Annotated in this window: 8 protein-coding genes; all 8 read left to right on the top strand. The window is 37.4% G+C overall.

Going from position 1 to position 7,157, the window contains the following annotated elements:
• A partial coding sequence (locus ACWB0I_RS03955) for an O-antigen ligase family protein (RefSeq protein WP_479386739.1) occupies positions 1 to 734 on the top strand: 734 nt, incomplete at its 5' end.
• A 99-nt stretch (positions 735 to 833) separates the two neighbouring features.
• A complete protein-coding gene (locus ACWB0I_RS03950; RefSeq protein ID WP_479386738.1) occupies positions 834 to 1,754 on the top strand; it encodes an SDR family NAD(P)-dependent oxidoreductase in 921 nt (306 codons plus the stop codon).
• Positions 1,751 to 2,710 carry a glycosyltransferase family 2 protein gene (locus ACWB0I_RS03945; protein ID WP_479386737.1) on the top strand — a complete coding sequence of 320 codons (960 nt, stop codon included), beginning with the start codon at positions 1,751 to 1,753 and terminating at the stop codon, positions 2,708 to 2,710. Before ACWB0I_RS03950 ends, ACWB0I_RS03945 begins: the two co-directional genes overlap by 4 nt.
• A 19-nt stretch (positions 2,711 to 2,729) precedes the next feature.
• Entirely contained in the window at positions 2,730 to 3,212 is a 483-nt protein-coding gene (locus tag ACWB0I_RS03940) for a hypothetical protein (RefSeq protein WP_479386736.1), read from the top strand.
• Positions 3,212 to 4,444, top strand: coding sequence for a glycosyltransferase family 2 protein (locus ACWB0I_RS03935; RefSeq protein ID WP_479386735.1), 1,233 nt, complete (start codon positions 3,212 to 3,214; stop codon positions 4,442 to 4,444). Before ACWB0I_RS03940 ends, ACWB0I_RS03935 begins: the two co-directional genes overlap by 1 nt.
• Positions 4,445 to 4,457: 13 nt before the next feature.
• A complete protein-coding gene (locus ACWB0I_RS03930) occupies positions 4,458 to 4,793 on the top strand; it encodes an STAS domain-containing protein (RefSeq protein WP_479386734.1) in 336 nt (111 codons plus the stop codon).
• A gap of 3 nt (positions 4,794 to 4,796) precedes the next feature.
• Positions 4,797 to 5,345 carry an ATP-binding protein gene (locus ACWB0I_RS03925; RefSeq protein WP_479386733.1) on the top strand — a complete coding sequence of 183 codons (549 nt, stop codon included), beginning with the start codon at positions 4,797 to 4,799 and terminating at the stop codon, positions 5,343 to 5,345.
• A gap of 2 nt (positions 5,346 to 5,347) precedes the next feature.
• Entirely contained in the window at positions 5,348 to 7,156 is a 1,809-nt protein-coding gene (locus ACWB0I_RS03920; protein ID WP_479386732.1) for a sugar transferase, read from the top strand.
• The last annotated feature ends 1 nt before the right edge of the window (position 7,157 follow it).

Below are 7,157 nucleotides of genomic sequence, written 5' to 3'. Positions count from 1 at the left end.
CTTTAATTCTGGGCAATAAACGATTGTCAATTCAAAAGAAAACGCTTTTAGGCGTTGCGCTTGTTCTAATGTTTCAGGCCATGCTTTATTCAGGAACGCGGGCTGCGTTTGTGATTTTCCCGATCGGTATGTTTATGTTCATCATCCTTTCCAAAAACAAGAAAATATATATCATGGCGATAGTTGGCGCTGTTCTGATGGGTGTTATCATCGTTATGCCAACCAGTAATCCTACCATCAAACGTTTTCAATCGGCCTTTCAGCCTTCCGATGATCCTTCCTATCTGGTACGTCTGGAAAATCAACGACGCATTCGACCATGGGTTTGGAAACATCCGCTTGGGGGTGGGTTAGGAGCTACCGGCATATGGGGACAGCGCTTTGCGCCTAATGCTTTTCTTTCCGGATTTCCGCCCGATTCTGGTTATGTGCGTGTGGCGGTTGAGTTAGGATGGATCGGATTAACAATTTACATGTTGTTATGGATTACCATTTTTTTGGAGGGGATTAAAAGTTATTTTCGAATTCGCGATCCGGTGATGAAGTCGATCGCTCTGGGTATGATTTGTTCGCTATTTACATTATATATTGTGAACTATGCACAACAGGCCGTTAATCAGGTTCCGACCAGTTTGATGTTTTGGGTGATGGCAGCTATTATTAGTCGGGGTAGTCAATTAGAACAGGCCAGCCGCAAACTAAGAATGGAACAAGATTCAGCAGAAGAAGCATAACACGCTTTTTGCAAAAAATTAGCGGTATTAATTTTTAAAATACTAAATATAATTTTAAAAGTGACGAAAATAAAATATGTAATTTAAAAAGGAGGACGAATGAGAGTTCTTGTAACAGGAGGCGCCGGTTTTATTGGAAGTCATCTGGTAGATCGTCTGGTGAATGACGGATTTAAAGTACGCGTGCTGGATAATTTGCACCGCGGTAAAAAAGAAAATATTCAATCACATCTGGAAAAAGACGCAATAGAGTTTTTCCAAACCGATATCCGCTTTTATGATCAAATTGAAAACCAGTTTACAGATATTGACATAGTTTTTCACCTGGCAGCACAATCCAATGTTTTGGGAGCTGTGCAGGATATTGATTATTCTTTTAATTCCAATGTGGTTGGTACATTTAATGTATTAAAAGCCTGTAGGCAACACGGTGTAAAACGATTGATTTTTTCATCTTCTCGGGAAGCTTACGGTGAAGCCCAGTATTTGCCGGTGGATGAAAATCATCCGTTAACTTCAAAAAATACCTATGGCGCCAGTAAAGTCGCAGGTGAAAAATATTGCCAGGTATTTCAAAATATGGGCGATTTGGAAGTCGTTATTTTACGTCTGGCTAATGTGTATGGTGAGCGCGATTTTGATCGTGTAATTCCCATTTTTTTAAACAATGTGTTCAGCAATCAGGACATCCATATTTACGGGGGGAAGCAGGTTATTGATTTTGTTTCCATCGAAATCGTGGTAGAAACGCTCATGCAATCAATGGAAAATCAGCAGGCCCTCGAAGGTCCGACCAACGTGGGATCGGGGATAGGTACTACTTTATTTGATCTGGCTGAGCGGATTATGAAATTGGCCAATACCGAAAGTAAAATTGTGGTCGATCCACCCAGAACCGTGGAAGTAGTGAAATTTACAGCAAAAATCGACCGTTTTAAGCAAATTTTTAAGGTCAACATCCCAGATGATCCTTTGTATTATCTGCCGGAGATGATTAAAAAGATTCAGAGGAATCTATGAAAGTTTCTATTATTATCGTCAATTGGAATACACGGGAATTGTTAAGACAATGTTTGCATTCAGTTTATGATGAAACCACCGTACCATTTGAAGTTTTTGTGGTGGATAATGCCTCATCGGACGGCAGCGCCGATATGGTACGTCAGAATTTTCCGCGCGTCCATTTAATTGCCAATAAAGAAAATAGAGGCTTTGCTGCTGCCAATAATCAAGCCATTCCACTGGCTCAAGGCGAATATATACTTCTTTTAAATCCCGATACCAAGGTACTCGATCATGCCATAGACAAGATGGTACAGTATATGGATGACCATCCGGACGTTGGTGCCTGTTCAAGTAAATTGTTAAACGGCGATGGGACTTTACAAAAAAGTGTGGGTAATTTTTACTCCTTCTGGCGTACTTTACTTGAAAATCGGTTCATTCCTATGCTGTTTCCGGATAGTAAAGTCCTGTCTAAAAAATTAGTAGCATTTTGGGACCACTCCTCGGTAAGAGAAATTGACTGGGCCCGTGGAGCTGTTCTAATGGTTCGAAAAACCATTGTAGATAAGATCGGCCTTCTGGATGAGCAGTTTTACATTTATGGAGAAGAGGTGGATTGGTGCTGGCGCATCAAAGAAACAGGCGCTAAAATTGTGTACATACCAGATGCTGTAATTATTCATTACGGTAAGGCAGCTTCTTCTCAACGGCACGTGGAAATGTTCATTCAAAATTACAAAAGTTTTTACATTTTTCTCAAAAAACATTATCCCTGGTACACATATTGGATTTATCGTATTCGAACAACCATTTACCATTTTTTCTGGATTGCACGGTTTGCTTTGATCAAGCTCATTAAAGATAAAAATTCAGAAGAATACAAAGATGCTGTTCGGGGGATTAAAGCATATTTGGCCTCTCTGAAATGGCATTTTTCTAAAAAATCAAAAATTTCACTTGCAAGAACTTGAATCATTGAGAAGATAGGCAATGAAGAAGAATAAAAAAAGAAGAAAAGCAGATCGTCCAGGGCTTGAGGGAATTGAAGGTAAATTTCAGAGAATAGACTTTGATTATCAACATAAGGTTGAGCAAAAATTACAGGATAAAAAAGTTCTTGACGATGAATTACGTAGCGAATTAATAGGAATATTAGATCAAATAGAAGAGACATTAACAAAAACATATTTTGACAGCGAGCAAGTTGATTTTTATTATCAACAAAGAAAAGAAATGCATAATCACTCGATTATTACATCGATCATCTTTAAAATTGTGCTTAGCCTGGTACTTTTTACGTTTAGTTTGTATCTGGTAGTAGCCGATTTACCAAGAAGTGTTGAAGGGCCAGTATTGGTTTATCTGAATTATCACGATGGAATTGCCTTGTCCGATGTGGTCGCAATCGTTTTGTTTGGCATTTCTATATTCATTTTTATTAAACAGTTAACCCAAATTACAGAGAATATGTAATGGAATGGATTTTCTGGATTGCCATTGGTATTGTATTTTATGCTTATTTTGGTTATGGAATCTTAATTAGCATTTTGACCAAGATTCCGGGCTTCCATTATCTAATCAAATTACCCGAAGGTTACGGGATTGTGAGGGTTAATCCGAAAATAGGTAAATTTAAAACTTTTGAAGATAGGTCTGTTCCGGAAGAGAGCTATGAACCCATGGTTACGCTTTTGGTGGCGGCGTATAATGAAGAATCGGTGATCGATGCCAAAATGAAGAATACCTATCAACTGGATTATCCCAGAGAAAAATTAGAAATTATGTTTGTAACCGATGGCTCAACCGACCGCACGAACGAAAAGTTGGCAAAATATCCAGATGTACGTGTACTATACCAGCCTGAAAGACGAGGAAAAATAGCAGCTGTTAATCGTGCCGTACCGCTGGCTAAAGGTGAGATTATTGTTTTCTCCGATGCTAATTCGATGTTTAATCCCCAGGCCATCCGTAAATTAATCCGGCATTTCCGGCATCCAAAAGTCGGTTGCGTAGCTGGTGAAAAACGCGTAAAAGCCGAAGAAGGATCAACCGCCGGTGAAGGCGAGGGACTCTATTGGAAATACGAATCATACTTGAAAAGAAAAGATTCGGAATTATTTACCGTCGTAGGAGCAGCAGGTGAAATTTTTGCCATTCGAAAAGAATTGTTTGAGCCTGTGCCAGAGGATTCTATCATTGAAGATTTTGTCATGTCATTATTAATAGCGTCTAAGGGCTATAAAGTGGTTTATGAACCGGAAGCGATTTCGTACGAAGACCCATCCATTTCGATCCGAGAAGAATTTAAAAGGAAAGTGCGCATTGCAGCTGGGGGCTTTCAAGCTATGGTACGTTTACGAAAATTAACTAATATACGCAAATTTGGGTTGCTTTCATTTCAATATATTTCTCACCGTATGTTACGTTGGGCGGTCGTCCCGCCATTATTAGTGATTATTTACCTGTTGAACATTATATTGGCACTTAGAATGGATGGGATCTATACCTGGCTAGCCATCTTACAAAGTCTTTTTTACCTTTTTGCTCTCTTTGGGTGGCTATTAGAATTAAAACATAAAAAGATAAAAATTTTTACAATCCCCCTTTTTTTTACAATGATGAACATAGCTGTTTTTTCCGGTTTTTATCGTTTCGTCAACGGAAAACAAAAGGTGACTTGGGAAAAAGTAACAAGATTAACATAGGAGGAGTACTATTATGAATTTTTCTTTTGAAGTAAAAGATGATATTTTGGTAGTTAGGATACATCAAAAACGTGCTACTGTAGAAATTTATGGTGCTTTGAAGGAAGAACTTTTGAAAAAAATAGATGAAGTCAGCCCCAAAGTAGTGGTAGATTTAAGCGCCTGTGAATTTGTAGATAGCTCATTTTTAGGAGCTCTGGTGGCCGGACTAAAAAAAGCCACAACCCATCAAGGAGATTTGAAAATTGTGGGCCTTCAACCGCCGGTAAGAGCAATGTTTGAATTAACACGGTTATATCGGATCTTTGATATCTTTGATAATGAAGAGGATGCATTAAACAGTTTTTGAATTATGAGTGATCAGATCATTTTATCGGTTCCAGCGAATTTAAAGTATTTAACAATCGTTGAAAATTTCGTTGAATTGATTGTGAAGCACATCGATGTGGAGGATAGCGAATTGCTGGCTCAACGTTTGCGATTTACCGTAAACGAAGCCTTCGTAAATGTGTTGCGCCATACACCACAACCTGAAGATGGGATGGCTCTCATCCATTTTGAGTTGAATCCTCCTGCTCTGTCCATTCGCTTTCCCGATCGAGGTAAGGGATTAAAAATCAAGGATAAATATCCTCCTTATCCTAAAGAATTTGTTGGAACCGATCATCTCATTTTAAAAACCCTGGATGGGGAATTGCATGGTTTGATTGAAAATCCAAAAGTATTAAGACTTTGGTTTAAAGAAATAAATATTGAGCTCGATAAAAAACAATTGGTTAAGGAACTAAAACCAGGCGGAATGGGGCTTTCGATTATTGTAAAGTTCATGGATGAAGTTCGATCTATTAAAGATGAAAAAGAAGGACATTATTTGGAATTAAAGAAAGTTTTTAAGGAATAATTATGAAAAGTGTATTCTACGTTCCAGGTATTGATTCCTCACTGGATCCTTTGACACGCTTAATACCTAAAGCGATGGTTCAGCTATTGGATCGCCCTATGTTAGAATATTATATTTTACAAGCTGCTCAAGCAAAAATTGATGATATAAAAATCATTTTGCACCAATATCCAGAACAGGTTGATCGATATTTTAAGGATGGTAAAGAATGGAATGTCCATATCTCTTATTCGCTGGAAAAAGAACTTAAGGGCGATTTTAGAGCTTTACAAAAAATCAGAAGTTTTCTGTCCAACGAATCGTTCATTTATAGCGATGCACAATTTTTTATTTTTACTAATTGGCAAAATCTAATTGAAACTCATAAAAAATCTAACAAGAAACTTTCAGTTGTTTGTAAAAAATTTAATCCGATTAAAGATCACTATGCCATAGAATTTGATCCACAAGAAAAACGTTTGAAAAAAATTAGCCCTATTGAACAATCAAAAAAAGATGAAAAAGTCAATATTCTTACAGGACTTTATATTTTTGAACCAGAATTATTGAAGTATCTTGAAAATAAATCAATTAATTTTATAACTAAAGATTTGATTCCCCAACTCCTTACAGATAACATAGCCATTAACGTGGTAGAAATTGATGGAATTTTCGAGCCTTTAAACACTTTGCATTATTATTGGGAATTAAATTTGCATTTGCTTGAAAAAGGATTATTCAAAGACTGGATTTCGGGGACAGAACTTGTTGAGAATATTATCGTTGGTGATAATTGCAAAATAAGAACAAATTTAAAAGAGGAAGCCATCGGGCCGATATTGATCGGACGAAATACGGAAATTGCAAGAGAAGTAAGTATTCGGGGACCGGTTATAATCGGCAATAACGTTAAGATAGATCGGAATGCCACGATTGAGCGTAGTATTATTTTAGATAATACCTATGTTGGCAAGATGGTTGAACTAAAAGATTCTGTAGTAGCCAAAAACTGTTATATATCGGTTAAAACGCTATTTGGTACTTTTGTCGAAGAAGATTTTATTATCGGTGAACATTTTAAAGAACCCTTTAGGATTAAACGAGACCGATTTATTATTGGACTCATTGATAAAATTGTAGCTTTTTTTGCTTTACTTCTTTTATCTCCTTTATTTTTAGTCATTGCCCTGCTAATAAAGCTTGATTCAGCCGGTCCTGTGTTTTATGTTAGTAAACGTTTGAAGCGGCCCAGAATAGAATCGAAAGGTAAAGATCATTATCAGTATATCGAAGAAGAAGCTGTTAAATATTATGTGTTCAGAACGATGTATACAGATGCAGATAAAAGGTTAAAAGATTTAGAAACCAAAAATATTTACGAAAGCGGGCCTTATCGTAAAATTGAAAATGATCCAAGAGTTACCAGAATTGGGAGATTCCTTCGTAAAACCAGTTTAGATGAATTGCCTTTGCTTATCAATGTGTTAAAAGGGGATATGAGTTTGGTTGGAATTTGGGCTTTACCTACTTATGAGGCTGAGGCTTTACAGGCCGAAGGATTAAGAAGTTCGAACCTGGACCTATCGGATATGGCACGCATTCGTTTTCAGGGCCGTTTAGGGTTGGCCGGTTTTTGGCAAGCAAGAGGAAGATCGGAGTTAAGCGCTGAAGAACGGGCCTTACACGATTCTTTCCAGTCCGCTTTGGTCTCGCTTTCCAAAAGTGCAGACCATAATTTAGGTGAATATAGTGAGTATATCTCTTTAAAAGGATACCTTAAACTTTTATGGGAAACGTTTGTTGCGGTTATTAAAAGAAAAGGTGCGCAATAAT

The sequence above is a fragment of the Caldithrix sp. genome, from assembly GCF_056497305.1.
Note: the sequence above shows the minus strand (reverse complement) of the source record. Positions and strands in the feature narration are given on the sequence as shown.